Annotated in this window: 12 protein-coding genes; 6 read left to right on the plus strand and 6 right to left on the minus strand. The window is 70.7% G+C overall.

The features are described 5' to 3' along the window. Nucleotides 1–1,746, plus strand: a 1,746-nt coding sequence (locus tag HKK72_RS28265) for a tetratricopeptide repeat protein (RefSeq protein WP_187237482.1), incomplete at its 5' end; no start/stop codon positions are given. Between the two features lie 167 nt (nt 1,747–1,913). After that, on the plus strand, nt 1,914–3,716 hold the full coding sequence (locus HKK72_RS28270; RefSeq protein ID WP_187237483.1) for a hypothetical protein: 1,803 nt from the start codon (nt 1,914–1,916) through the stop codon (nt 3,714–3,716). A 66-nt stretch (nt 3,717–3,782) separates the two neighbouring features. Here the strand turns inward: HKK72_RS28270 and HKK72_RS28275 are convergent, their stop codons facing one another. From HKK72_RS28275 to HKK72_RS28285, 3 genes are all read right to left on the minus strand, one after another. Then, entirely contained in the window at nt 3,783–4,976 is a 1,194-nt protein-coding gene (locus HKK72_RS28275) for an acyl-CoA dehydrogenase family protein (protein ID WP_187237484.1), read from the minus strand. A 283-nt stretch (nt 4,977–5,259) separates the two neighbouring features. Further along, on the minus strand, nt 5,260–6,447 hold the full coding sequence (locus HKK72_RS28280) for a CPBP family intramembrane glutamic endopeptidase (RefSeq protein ID WP_187237485.1): 1,188 nt from the start codon (nt 6,445–6,447) through the stop codon (nt 5,260–5,262). Between the two features lie 298 nt (nt 6,448–6,745). Next, the gene (locus HKK72_RS28285) at nt 6,746–7,684 is read right to left on the minus strand and encodes an HpcH/HpaI aldolase/citrate lyase family protein (protein ID WP_187237486.1); all 939 of its coding nucleotides are present in this window, start codon (nt 7,682–7,684) and stop codon (nt 6,746–6,748) included. Between the two features lie 52 nt (nt 7,685–7,736). Here HKK72_RS28285 and HKK72_RS28290 point away from each other — a divergent pair, with 52 nt between their 5' ends. Beyond that, on the plus strand, nt 7,737–8,249 hold the full coding sequence (locus HKK72_RS28290) for a hypothetical protein (protein WP_187237487.1): 513 nt from the start codon (nt 7,737–7,739) through the stop codon (nt 8,247–8,249). A 40-nt stretch (nt 8,250–8,289) separates the two neighbouring features. On the opposite strand, the gene HKK72_RS28295 is transcribed toward HKK72_RS28290, so the two are convergent. Further along, nucleotides 8,290–9,186: an RNA polymerase sigma-70 factor gene (locus HKK72_RS28295; RefSeq protein ID WP_187237488.1), complete on the minus strand. Its 897-nt coding sequence runs from the start codon at nt 9,184–9,186 to the stop codon at nt 8,290–8,292. Further along, a complete protein-coding gene (locus HKK72_RS28300) occupies nt 9,186–9,764 on the minus strand; it encodes a carboxymuconolactone decarboxylase family protein (protein WP_187237489.1) in 579 nt (192 codons plus the stop codon). Before HKK72_RS28300 ends, HKK72_RS28295 begins: the two co-directional genes overlap by 1 nt. A 105-nt stretch (nt 9,765–9,869) precedes the next feature. Here HKK72_RS28300 and HKK72_RS28305 point away from each other — a divergent pair, with 105 nt between their 5' ends. Continuing rightward, the gene (locus HKK72_RS28305; protein ID WP_222721237.1) at nt 9,870–11,210 is read left to right on the plus strand and encodes a magnesium transporter MgtE N-terminal domain-containing protein; all 1,341 of its coding nucleotides are present in this window, start codon (nt 9,870–9,872) and stop codon (nt 11,208–11,210) included. Next, nucleotides 11,207–11,701: a DUF1003 domain-containing protein gene (locus HKK72_RS28310; protein WP_187237490.1), complete on the plus strand. Its 495-nt coding sequence runs from the start codon at nt 11,207–11,209 to the stop codon at nt 11,699–11,701. Before HKK72_RS28305 ends, HKK72_RS28310 begins: the two co-directional genes overlap by 4 nt. Nucleotides 11,702–11,740: 39 nt before the next feature. Here HKK72_RS28310 and HKK72_RS28315 read toward each other — a convergent pair whose 3' ends face one another. Next, a complete protein-coding gene (locus HKK72_RS28315) occupies nt 11,741–12,280 on the minus strand; it encodes a MarR family winged helix-turn-helix transcriptional regulator (RefSeq protein WP_315987480.1) in 540 nt (179 codons plus the stop codon). Between the two features lie 116 nt (nt 12,281–12,396). On the opposite strand from HKK72_RS28315, the gene HKK72_RS28320 reads away from it, so the two are divergent. Beyond that, a partial coding sequence (locus tag HKK72_RS28320) for an Mrp/NBP35 family ATP-binding protein (RefSeq protein WP_187237491.1) occupies nt 12,397–13,516 on the plus strand: 1,120 nt, incomplete at its 3' end.

The following is a 13,516-nucleotide window of genomic DNA, read 5'->3' on the forward strand; positions in this document are numbered from 1 at the left end:
GTCGACGCCGCGCTGGCGCTGCTCCGCCGGATCGTCGGGGTCGATCGCGTGCTGGCCGAACCAGACGCGGCCAGGGAGATCGTGGAGCTCTGCGGCGGCCTGCCGCTGGCCGTACGGATAGCCGGGGCACGGCTGGCGGCGCGTGAACGGTGGAGCCTCGCGCATCTCGCCGGCCGCCTGCGGCGCGAACGGCGGCGCCTCGACGAACTGTCCGTCGGAGATCTCACCGTCCGGGCCAGCCTGGCCATGAGCTACCGCACGCTCCAGAGCCCCGCGGGCCGCGCGTTCCGGCTGCTCGGCCTGCTCGATGTACCGGACTTCCCCGCCTGGGCCTGCGCGGCGCTGCTCGGCATCGCCACCGACGAGGCCGAAGCCCGCCTCGAGGCGCTCATGGACGCACAGCTCCTGGTGTGCGTCGGCACCGACGCCCGCGGCGACTTCCGCTACCGCTACCACGATCTGGTCCGGCTGTACGCGCGCGAGCGCGCCGAGGAGGAGGACGGCTCACCGCAGTGCGCGGCGGCGGTCGGCCGCGCCCTCGGAGCGTGGCTGGCGCTCGCCGAGACAGCGGACCGCGGCCTGCCCGAGCGCGTCGCGGCCGACATCGACGGACCGGCGCCCCGCCGGGGGCCCACCGCTGCGATCGCGCCGATCTCGACGGCCGGCTGCCTGGCCTGGTTCGACAGCGAGCGGGCGGCTCTCTCCGCCTGCGTCGCGCAGGCCTGCGCGGCCGGGTTCGCGGACCTGGCATGGGAACTGGCGGCGCGCTCGGTCGGCTACTACGCGTTCCGGGGACTGTACGAGGACTGGTCGCACACGCACGACCTCGCGCTCAAGGCCTGCCTGCGGGCCGGCGATCGGCTCGGAGAGGCGGTCATGGTGCGCAACCTCAGCTGCCTGCGCATGACCGGGGTCAAAGTCGGCAATGGAACGGTCCCAGTGCGCCTGGCGGCCGCCCTGCGGACGTTCCGCGAGTCGGGCCGGCGGCACGGCGAGGTCGACATGCTGGGCATGCTCGGCTTTTCCCTGCGGGGCACCGGCTCGCCCGGCGATGTCCTGGCGCTGGCGGACGCGGCCATGGGCAAGGCCGAGCGCATCGGGTACGAACTCGGCCAGTGCCGCCTCTGGTACCTGCGGGCGGTCGCCCACCGCGAGCAGGGCCGCTACGCGGACGCCGTCCGCTGTGCCGAACGATGCTTGGACATGGCGTCCGACGCGGGCACCGCCCACGACCGGGTCCTCGCACTCTGGGAGATGGCGGCCGCGGGTCAGGACCACACCGCGTCGGCGGGGACGTCCGACCGGGTGCTCGAAGGCCTTGAGCTCTGCCGTCGCCGAGGTGAACGCCTTCTGGAGGCCTATCTCCTGGTGTCGCTCGCCGAACTCCGCCTCCGTGCGGGGGACCTCGCCCCCGCCCGCGCCCATGGTGAAGCGGCCCTAGCGGTGTTCGATGAGCACGCGGTCCTGTTCGGCCGGGGGGCGGCGCACCGGTTGCTCGGGCGGTTGGACCACGCCGCCGGCCATCCGGCACGGGCCGTCTCGCACCTGATCCGGGCCGAGCGCGCGTTTCGCCGGCTGCACAACGCCCATGAGCAGGCCATGACCCTCAAGGTGATGGCCGAGAGCATGTACGCCAACGGCCAGGACGGAGCCGCCGAGCGCGCCGGCAGGCGGGCGCGCACGCTGCTCCTGCGCCTCGGCAACGACACCGAGGCCACGGCCGTCGGGGAACTCCGCACGCCGTGACCGCCGGCCGGACCTCGAGAAGCGGCCGCCTGCGCGAACGGTCACGGCCGGCGGCGCGCGGGCACGGCCGGGCGAGATGATTCGGATTTCGGAAACAATTGCGCGGCGCGCGGCGAAAGGAGTTAAGTAGGCAAGCCCAGTAAACCGCCCCGAGGAGTACTCGCGCGATGGCACAGGCGGCTTCGTCCGACCCGCATTTCTCGCACATGCAAGGGGCCCGGTTCGAGGGTTTGCCGCTGCAGAACACCACCCGGTTCCTGTGTGCCGCCGCCTATCTCGACCAGTCGTTCTGCCGGAAGGTCGTCCGCGAGTTCGTGGAGGAGGACCATCGGGGCGTCGTGCCGTCGTTCGGGTTCGACGTCGCCCCGGTGATCGTGCACAGCCTCCAGGCGCGGCGGATGCGGCTCATCCGAGACGGGATCATCACCCTGGTGCTGCTCCTCGCGCTCCTGGTGCACGCGGCGGCCGTCCTGACCGTGGTGATCGCTCTCGCGCCGATCGCGGCGGTCCCGTTCATCCCGTGGTCGCGGCTCGGCCCGCTGGGCAGCGTCGCCCTCGGAACCGTCCTCGCGGTGCCGCCGGCTGTGGTGATCATCGGACTCGACCCGGTCTCTGTGCTGAACGCCCTCGATCCAGGCGACCAGCGCTACCTCTTCGTCTACCGGGAGGGCGGTGCGGGATCCGGCGACGGCACCGGCTTCGCCTTCTGGCTGGCCGCCACTCTGGTGGTCGCCGCGGCGGTGCTGGTGCCGCTCGGCTACCGATTCGTGGTCTACCGCATGCTGCGGGGGCTCGGCCCCGGGGCGCGGATGACGATGCCGCGACCGGTGCGGCGGCGGGTACGGCAGACCCTCGACCGGGTGACCGCGGCGCAGCGCGGCAACGTCATCCTGTACTCCGGAGAGAACCCCTTCCTCGGTTCCGGTGACGTCACCGCGCCTTGGAGCCGGGCTTGGTCGATCACCCTAGAACTCGACCGCGTGGCGGGCGCGACGGGCTCGGCGCTCAGGAGAGGCCCGGTCCCGAAGAACGTCGACCCGGTCGGACTCCATCAGTACGTGCACGAGCGGATCGTCGCCATGCGCGACGAGATCCCGCCGCACGAGCGGGTCAGCGGCCTGCTCGTGGACTGGCACGTGGTGGCCCAGGGCGAGTGCGCGCAAGCCGGCCGGCCCGTCGACACGAGCGGAGCCGACCCGTACTTCCATGGCCACCCGCTGATCGACAAAGAGCGCTCAGTGCCGTACTCCTGGGCCGACGGCGACACGATCTCGGCCATCATCCAGCATCCGCAGGCCAACGTCCGCTGCTATCAGCGCGTGACCGTGGGGGCCCAGGGTCAGGCGGTCCGCGACCGCATGGGCAGGCCGATCGCCCCCGCCGAGGACCAGGACATCCTGCTGTCGGCCTTCCTGCACTTCGCCGTCGAAGGTCGGATGCTCCACGTCCAGTTCGTGGTGAACGCGCTGCCGCCGATCCGCAGGGAGTTCCGGATCGTCGACCACCTCCCCGCCTTCACCACCGGCATGACCGCCCTGCTGACACTGCGGGAGGGCGGCACGCGCGCGCTGGGCGACGGGCTTGTCAGCCCGTTCCGGCTCGTCCGCGCGGCGCGGCGGATCGTGCGCGAGCGCTTCCGATCCGCCGGCATGGCGCCGGGGGCCTTTCTCACCTACGACTACGGCGCGCGGATAAGTGTGCGCGAGGAGGCGGCCGAACCGGGCTTTCGTACGTTCATGCAGAAACTCGACGCGGACAAGTGCACGAGCCTCATCGAGCGGCGCGTCAACGAGGCGGTGCTCGAATACCTGCAGCAGTGCGAGGTCGACGACACCGCCTACCGCGAGCAGGCCAGCGTTGTGTTGAACAGCCCGTTCATCGTGAGCGGCGGGGCGGCCTCCGGCGGCCGGATCGCCGTGGGCGGCGCCGAGGCGCACATCGCCCGGTGGCGGACCCGCCCGAGTGCCTGACGACCGGCGAACGCCGGACGCCGGTACGGTGGCGCCCTCGTCGGCCGCCCATGCGCGAACCGCCGGTCAGGCCGATCGGTCCGCGTACTCCTCGAGGAGCCGGCGGCCGATGATCATTTTCTGGATGTCGGCCGTTCCCTCACCGATGAGCAACATGGGCGCCTCACGATAGAGCCGCTCGATCTCGTACTGCTTGGAATATCCGTAGCCGCCGTGAATGCGGAAGGCGTCCTCGACGACCTCTTTGCAGTACTCGCCGGCCAGGTATTTCGCCATGCCGGCCTCGAGGTCGTTGCGCTCTCCCGTGTCCTTGCGCCGAGCCGCCATGACGGTCATCTGGTGCGCCGCCTCGACCTTGGCCGCCATCTCGGCGAGCCGGAACTGCACAGCCTGGTGGTCGGCGATCCGCTTGCCGAACGTCTCGCGCCGCTGGGCGTACGACACGGCGAGCTCGAAGGCCCTCAGCGCCACCCCGCAACCGCGCGCGGCGACGTTGACCCGGCCCACCTCGACGCCGTCCATCATCTGGTAGAAGCCGCGGCCGGGCTCGCCGCCGAGGATCTGCGCCGCTCCGACCCGGTGCCCGGTGAAGATGAGCTCGGTCGTGTCGACGCCCTTGTAACCCATCTTATCGATCTTCCCGGGCACGGTGAGCCCCGGCTCCACCTCGCCGAAGCCGGGCTCCTTGTCCACAAGGAACGTCGTCATGCCGCGGTGGCCCGCCTCGGGATCGGTCCGCACCAGGGTCGCGACGAGGTTGGCCGTCGCCCCGTTGGTCAGCCACATCTTCTGACCGTCGATGACGTAGGAATCGCCGTCCGCCACCGCCCGCGTCTTGATCGCCGACACGTCGGAACCGCAGTCCGGCTCGGACATGGAGAAGGCGCCGCGGATGCTCCCCTCCGCCATCCGGGGCAGGTAGCGGGCCTTCTGCCGCGGAGTGCCGTGCTGCCTGATCATCCAGGCGACGATGAAGTGCGTGTTGATGATGCCCGAGACGCTCATCCACCCCCGCGAGAGCTCCTCGACCACGAGGGCGTAGGTCAGGAGCGATTCACCGAGCCCGCCGTACTCCTCGGGGATCATGAGGCCGAAGAGCCCCATCTCCCGCATGCCCTCGACGATCTGCGACGGATAGGCGTCGGCGTGCTCGAGCGCGGTCGCGACGGGGAGGATCTCCTTGTCCACGAAATCCCGCACCGTGGCGAGCATCTCGAGCTGGACGTCGGTCAGGCCGTCCGTCTGCGCGAGGCGTCTCACGAAGCGCTCCCTTCATCAAGATCCGACCAGACTCTAACGCCGCCTCCGCCCCGCCCCGCATCGGGTCCTGAAGAGGACGGCCGCCCGCGCCCGGGGGGCGGTCACTCGTCGAGGTGGCGTGCGAGAACGGGCCGCTCTCGCCCCGGCGGGCCGCCCAGATCGGGCTGGAACCGCTCGACGCCCTGGGGGCGCGCACGCTCAAGGGAGCGTCACAGGTCCGAAGGTCGATCCGGAGTCGCCGGTATCGACCTGGCGCAGGCCGCCGTGCGCATGGCCTCGGCCGTCACGTCGTCCGCGGTAGCGGCCGGGCCCCCGGACCGGGATGGAGTTCCGGGCCTTGCCGGTGCCACCCCCGCGCAGTGGGCTCCGGGGAGACGGCTTCGAGCCCGCGACGCCGGAACGAGGCCAGCACGAGCAGCGCGAAGACGCCGAGCTGCGCGGCGGTGCCCACGATGCCCTGCCAGGGCGCGTCCGTGACGCGGAGCGCGTCGTCCAGGCGGCCGGTCGCCGCCGTCAGCTGGAACGCCACGATGTTGTTCAGCACGTGCAGCGCGATGGGGGCCTCGAGCCCGCCCGTGCGCACCGCCAGCCAGCCCGTCATGAGGCCGAACAGGAAGACGTCGAGCAACGCCCAGCTGCGATGGGCGTGGCCCGCGGTGAACACCATGGCGCTGATGACGATGGCCGGCCACGGTGTGCGGAAGACGGCGCTCGCGGCCCGGCCGATCGGGCCGGTACGGGTCTCGAGCGTGCATGAGGCGATCGCCTGCAGAAGCCAGCCGCGGAAGATGTACTCCTCCGCGACCGCCTGGAACGGCACCAGCAGCATGATCATCAGTGCTGCGGGCAGGAACGCTCCCCAGCCTGCCCAGTCGGTCGAGGCGGAGTCCTCCGAGCCGGTGACGGCGAACGCCATCCACGACACGACGTACGACGCCAGGCACGCGAGGACGGCGAGCCCGAGGCAGATGAGCAGCCACCGCACCCGGACGCGCCCGGTGACCGAGGACAGCGATCCGACCGGCCTGCGCTGCACGACCCAGGCCGCCAGCAGCACCACCGGCGTGAGGGCCGCCAGCGACCCGAGCTGGATCCCCAGGTTCGCCGTCGGGTCGCTGAAGATCTGGTCGCCCGTGCCGGCCAGCGGGTCATCGCCCAGAAGGGTCGCGACGCTCAACGCCCCCATCGTGACGGCCAGCATCACCACGAGGCCGAGCGCGGCCGCGAACAGGGTGCCGACCAGCGGGCGCCACCACCGATGCACCGGTGTGCGGGCCAGCCGGTGGAAGGGCGTGCCCGGAGCCGCCCGGACGACCCACGGCCGCTGTGCCTGCGGCGGCGTGATCGGCACCGGCCCCGCGCCGTGCTCCGCGTACCGCCCGGCCTGCCCGTACCGCCCGGACCGGTCGACAGGCGCGTACGGCGGGTACGGAGGCCGCTCTCCGTTCGGAGGGTGCCTCTCGTGCGGCATGGGCCCGACGCTCGGCCGCGGCCGCCCGGCCGGTTGCCCATGCGAACCGGGCTCCGTGCCGTACGGCGCGGACGACGGAGAGGACGCGGACGGCCGAGACCGCCCGGGCTCCGAGGACGACGGCGACGGCGGAGACGAGGGAGACGGCGCGGGTTCGTAGGCGGTATCGGCACTGACCGGAGGGACATGGGGCGATGGCGCCAGACCAGGGTCGGGCAGCGCCCAGCCCTCGCCCGGTTGGTCGGGCGTCTTCATATTTGGGAGCTTATGGCAGTTTGCCTAATCTCCCGGTAACAGGTCAGACGGGCGGATTGAACGTTTTCGTCCGCACTAGCCCCGCAATGCGGCCTTTGGCGGCAATCACGAGTGCCATCTTCCGCGATGCCTCGTCGATCATCTCGTCGCCCAGCATGGCCGCCCCGCGTCTCTCGACGGTCGTGTAGTAGTCATAGGCGTCGAGGATCAGCTCGGCGTGGTCGTAGTCCTCCTGCGCCGGGGAGTAGACGTCGTTGGCCGCCTCGATCTGGCTCGGATGCAGCACCCATTTGCCGTCGAACCCGAGCGCGGCCGAACGGCGGGCCACCCGGGTGAAGGCCGGCACGTCGCGTACGTTGAAGTACGGCCCGTCGATGGCCTGCAGGTCATGTGCGCGGGCCGCCATGAGGATGCGCATGAGGATGTAGTGGTAGGCGTCGCCCTCGGTGTAACCGGGCGGCTGCTCCCCCACGACGAGCGTCTTCATATTGATCGACGCCATGAAGTCCCCTGGCCCGAAGACGAGCGTCTCCAGCCGGGGAGAGGCGGCCGCGATCTCGTCGACGCGGGTGAGCCCTCGCGCGTCCTCGATCTGCGCCTCGATGCCGATCCGCCCGACCTCGAGCCCCGTGTTCCGCTCGATCTGGGTGAGCAGCCGGTCCAGCCACTGGACGTCGGCGGGATCGCGGACCTTGGGCAGCATGACGCAGTCGAGATTGGCGCCCGCGCCCTCGACCACCTCGATCACGTCGCGGTAGGTCCACCGGGTGCTGAGATCGTTGACCCGGACGACCCGGACCTTGCCCGACCAGTCGCCCTCGTTGAGGGCCGTGACGACGCTGCCTCGGGCCTCCTCCTTGGCCGCCGGCGCGACCGCGTCCTCGAGGTCGAGAAAGATCTCGTCGGCGGCCAGCCCCTGCGCCTTCTCGATGAAGCGAGGGTTGCTGCCCGGCACCGCCAGGGTCGAACGACGAGGACGCATGGACGGGATGCTATCCAGCCGGTTCGAGCACCCGGTATGAGACGCTTCCCCTATGAGCGATCTCACCCCCCTGATCGAGGAGGCCGCCAAGAAGTCGGGGCTGCTGTGGATCGCGCTGCCCGATCTGCCGCATCCGAGGGCCGCCTGGCACATCTGGCACGAGGGGTCGGCCTACCTCGTCACCGGCGGCGAGGGCGAGCAGCCACTGCCCGGCCTGCCCGAGGCCGAACAGGTCACCGTGATCGTCCGTAGCAAGGACAAGGGCGGCCGGCTCGTGTCCTGGACCGCCGCGGTCAGCGAAGTGGAGGCCGGCGGCGAACTCTGGGAGGCCGTGGTGCCCCGTCTCGCCAAGGATCGTCTCAATGCCGCGTCCCACGAGGGCCAGGCCGAGCGCTGGGCGCGCGAGTCCTACGTCATCCGGCTCACGCCCACCGGGGAGGTCTCCGAGGCACCCGGGCGGCAGCGGAACGACTACGCCGCGGTGCGGCCCGTGCCGACCCCCGCCTCGACGGCGGGCAAGGGTCCCTTCATGGTCGGCGGCAAACGCCGCCGCGCCGACCGCTGAACACCCGACCCCCGCCGTGATCATGCAGTTGTTCCCGCCGTCACAGGGGCAGTTCCCGGCCTTCGGCGATGGGCCGCAGCTTGTCGGGGTTGGCGACGAGGTGGATGGCCTGCGCGCGGCCGTCGGCGGCGACGTCCACGGTGAGCGTCCCGATGGGCCCGTCCGGCCCTTTGATCACGATCCCCGGCACTCCGTTGATCTCCGCAGGCTCGAACCGGATGTCGATCAGGGCGACGCCGGCGTACGGCCGGCCGTCGGCGACCGCCACGAACCAGCGGGCCACCTTTTCGGCACCCGTGATGGTACGGAGCGCCGCGCGCACCTTGCCGCCGCCGTCGGTCCACAGCGTGACGTCGGGCGCCAGCACCTCCATGAGCTCGTTGAGGTCACCGCCGAGGGCCGCGGCGAAGAACCGCTCCGTGATCTGCCGGCGCTCGTCCCGGCCGGCCTCGAAGCGCGGCCGGCGGGCCTGAACGTGCTCGCGGGCCCGGTGGCCGAGCTGCCGTACCGATGACTCCGACCGGTCGAGCGCCTGGGCGATCTCACCGTGCGGGAAGCCGAACACCTCGCGCAGCACGAACACGGCGCGCTCCAGGGGGCTCAGCGTCTCCAGCACGATCAGCATCGCCATCGACACCGACTCGGCCAGTTCCACGTCCTCGGCGACATCAGGGGTGGTGAGCAGGGGTTCGGGCAGCCACGGCCCCACGTAGGACTCCCGCTGAACGCGCGCTGACCGCAGCCGGTCGAGGGCCAGGTTGGTGGCGATCCGGACGAGGTAGCTCTTCGGAGCTGCGACGTCGGACCGATCGGCCGACGACCACTTCAGCCAGGCGTCCTGCACCACGTCCTCCGCGTCGGCCACGGCGCCCAGCATCCGGTAGGCCACCGCGAACAGCAGGTTGCGGTGCTCCTCGAAGACCTCGTTCACGTGCATCACTCTTCCGCGGTTCCGGTTCGTCCGGTACGAGACGGGATCTCGCATCGGTCCTTGAAGCCCTGCCCGGTCAGTCCGACGGCCGAGTTGAACCTGGACCGCAGGTTCTCCAGCGCCACCAGCATGGTGAGTTCGACGAACTGCGCTTCACTCAGGTGCCCGTGGAGCGCCTCCACCATCTCATCCGTGACGGTGGGCGGCGTCTCGGTCATCGCGGTCGCGTAGTGCAGCACGAGCCGTTCGAACGGGGTGAACAGGTCGCTGTCGCGCCAGTGCGAGATGGCTTCGATCTTCTTGATGGGTATGCCATGCGTGTGGCTCTCCCAGTAGCCGAAGTCCACACACCATTGGCAGCCGATCGCCACCGCGGCGCCCATGACGGCGAGATCCTGGACCCGGCGATCGACGCTCTTCCACCGCGACGCCTGCGCCTCCAGCAGGCCGTAGCCGGTGGAGACCCGCATGTTGTGGCCCATCGCCCGCAGCGGGTCGAGCGTGGTGCCGTACTTGCGCCTGGTGAACCACGCGGCAAGCCGGTATGTCAGCGTCCGTGGGGGGTCGAGCGGGATGCGCGCCATTGTCATCCTCCTTTCCCCATGTACGACGGGATGCCGCTGCAGGATGTGACATCGGTGGTTCCGGGCGGTCGGCGGGGGCCTTCGGTGCGGCCAGGGTGCACGATCATGGGTAATCTCGACTTCATGACCGGATTCCCGGCGCGGGTGTTCATCGCCCGGCTCGCCGGAGTCGCCGTCTTCGACCCGGCCGGCGATCAGGTAGGGCGGGTGCGCGACGTCGTCGTGGCGCTGCGCGACGGCGTCAAGCCGCCGCGTGTGCTCGGGCTGGTCGTGGATGTACAGCCGCGCAGGTCGGTGTTCCTGCCCATCACCCGCGTGACCACGATCGACGCCGACGCGATCATCTTCGACGGGCGCCTCAACGTACGCCGGTTCCAGCAGCGTGCGTCCGAGACACTGGTACTCGGCGAGATGCTCGACCGTACGGTCGAACTCACCGAGGACGAGGAGGCCGTCTCCGTGGTCGACGTGGCGATGGAACAGGCCCGTACCCGCGACTGGCTGATCACCAAGGTGGCCGTACAGCGCAACGGCCGCGGGGCGGGCGGCCGCCGCGCGCGGCTGGGGCTGCGACGCCGGGGTGAGACCTTCGTCGTCGACTGGGCCGCCGTGCGCGGCCTGTCCACCGTCGAAGAGGGACAGGGCGCCAAGAACCTGCTCGCCGTCTTCGAGAAGATCAAGCCGGCCGACCTGGCCGGCATCCTCCACGAGCTGTCCGCGAAACGGCGCTCCGAGGTGGCCGTGGCGCTGGACGACGAGCGGCTCGCTGACGTCCTGGAAGAACTGCCCAGGAGCGATCAGGTCGAGATCGTCGGCGAGTTCGATCCCGACCGCGCGGCCGACGTCCTCGACGTGATGGACCCGGACGCCGCCGCCGACCTGCTCGGCGAGCTGCCGGCCGAGCAGCGCGAGCGGCTGCTGACCCTGATGGAGCCCAAGGAGGCGGCGCCCGTCCGGCGGCTGCTGTCCTACCCCGACGACACGGCCGGCGGGATGATGACCACCGACCCGGTGACCGTGCCGCCGGACGCCACGGTGGCCGAGGCGCTCGCGCAGATCCGCAACCCCGACCTGAACCCGGCGCTGGCCGCCCAGGTGTACGTCTGCCGCCCGCCGGTGGAGACCCCGACGGGGCGTTATCTCGGCCTGGTGCACTTCCAGCGGCTGCTGCGGGAACGGCCCTCGTCGCTGGTCAGCGGGATCGTGGACACCGACCTGGCACCGCTGCGGCCGACGCTGCCGCTTGCGACGGTCGCGAGCTATCTGGCCACGTACAACCTGGTCGCGGTGGCGGTCGTCAACGAGGAGGGGCAGTTGATCGGGGCGGTCACCGTGGACGATGTGCTCGACCATCTACTGCCTGACGACTGGCGCGAGAACGTGATGGAGACGGGCGCCGACGAGACCGGCGACCCGGAAGAGGAAGCCGTACGGAGCGAATCATGAAGGCACGGCTGGATCAGCCGATCGAGGTCCGCCGGTCGATGCTGCCCCAGGCGCACTACGACCCCGAGTCCTTCGGCCGGCTCTCCGAGCGGATCGCGCGTTTCCTCGGCACCGCCCGCTTCCTCGTCTACATGACGGTCTTCGTGATCGTCTGGATGGGCTGGAACAGCCTGGCGCCGGGCCACCTGAGGTTCGACCCCTTCCCGTTCATCTTCCTGACGCTGATGCTGTCGCTCCAGGCCTCCTACGCCGCGCCGCTGATCCTGCTGGCACAGAACCGGCAGGGCGACCGCGACCGCGTGCAGTACGAGCGGGACCGGGCCCAGAACGAGCGGACCATCGCCGACACCGAGTACCTCACCAGGGAGATCGCCGGGCTGCGGCACACCGTGAGCGAGGTCGCGACCCGCGACTTCCTGCGCTCGGAATTGCAGCAGTTGCGCAAGGAACTCGACGGCGACCGCACGGCCACCGGCGCCTACCCGCCCTGATCCGGCGCGACCGCTCCGCCGGCCGGCCGAGGCTCGAGATCACGCCGCGGAGTGGTGGGCGGGGTCCCCGATGAGCTTGTCCAGGATGCTGCCGAGCCGGTGCAGTTCGTCGCGGTCGAGCCGGTCCAGCACATGGTCGCGCACGCCACGCTGGTAGGTGGGTGTGGCCTGCGCCAGCCGCTCGAACCCCTCGGGGGTGAGCACCGCGAAGAGGCCGCGAGCGTCGCTGTCGCAGGACTCGCGGACGACCAGGCCCTCCCGGTGCAGCCGGTCGACCAGGCGGGTCAGCCCGCTCCGCGACAACAACACGCGGTCGGCGAGGTCGTTCATCCGCAGTCGTCCGCCGGGAGCCTCACCGAGGTGCCGCAGCACGTCATATGACGCGAGAGCGAGATCGTGCTCGGCGAGCAGATCCGTCTGCAGGTGGCGGGAGATCCGTACCTGGGCGCGCAGCAGCGTCCGCCAGACCGCGGGTTCCTCGGCGGAGATCACGCCGGGCGGCGGATCGCCCGCCCGAGGCCCGTCGCCGTGCTGCTCTCCCGTCGCCCGGTGCGCGTGCCGTCCCAACCTCTGTGTCACGAGGAGATCGTAGAGGCGTGAGGCAACTCACGCGATCACGACGCGGGATAACCGCCATGACACTGGTCACTGGCCAGGATTCGTCGGGTGCCCGCTGGAGTCCATACCATGGACGTATGGCCTCCTCACTCACCATCGAGACGGTGACCTCCGCGCTCGCGACGGTCAATGACCCGGAGATTCGTCGCCCGATCACCGACCTCGACATGGTCAAGAGCGTCGACATCGCGGCCGACGGCGCGGTGCACGTCGGCATCTTCCTGACGGTCGCCGGCTGCCCTCTGCGCGACAAGATCACAAAGGACGTCACGGCCGCTGTGTCCCGGCTACCGGGGGTCAGCGCGGTCCGGGTCGAGCTCGACGTGATGAGCGACGAGCAACGCAAGGGCCTGCAGCAGAAGCTCCGTGGCGGCGAGGCCGCCAAGGAGATCCCGTTCGCCAAGCCCAACTCGCTGACCAAGGTCTACGCCGTGGCGAGTGGCAAGGGCGGCGTCGGCAAGTCATCGATCACCGTCAACCTGGCGGCCGCGATGGCCGCCTCCGGGCTCAAGGTCGGGGTCGTGGACGCCGACATCTACGGCCACTCGGTGCCGCGCATGCTGGGCGTGACCGGCAGCCCGACCAAGGTCGAAGACATGATCATGCCGCCGTCCGCGCATGACGTGAAGGTCATCTCGGTGGGCATGTTCACGCCGGGCAACACCCCGGTCGTGTGGCGCGGCCCGATGCTGCACCGCGCGCTGCAGCAGTTCCTCGCCGACGTCTACTGGGGCGACCTCGACGTCCTGCTCATGGACCTGCCGCCCGGCACCGGTGACATCGCCATCTCCGTGGCGCAGTTGCTGCCGTCCGCCGAGATCCTCGTGGTCACGACCCCGCAGCAGGCGGCCGCCGAGGTCGCCGAGCGCGCCGGGGCGATCGCCGCGCAGACCCACCAGCAGGTCGCCGGCGTGATCGAGAACATGTCATACCTGCCCTGCCCGCACTGCGGCGAGCACACCGAGGTCTTCGGCTCGGGCGGTGGCGAGCACGTGGCCGAAGCTCTGACCAAGACGCTGGGCGCCCGGGTGCAGGTGCTCGGTCAGGTGCCGATCGACCTGCGCCTGCGCGAGGGCGGCGACAACGGCCGGCCGCTGGTGCTGACCGACCCGGATGCCCCGGCCGCCAAGGAACTACGGACGATCGCCGACAAACTGGCCGTACGCTCCCGCGGTCTCCTCGGCCGCCAGCTGGGAA

It is taken from the genome of Actinomadura sp. HBU206391 (assembly GCF_014323665.1).
GTDB lineage: Bacteria > Actinomycetota > Actinomycetes > Streptosporangiales > Streptosporangiaceae > Actinomadura_C.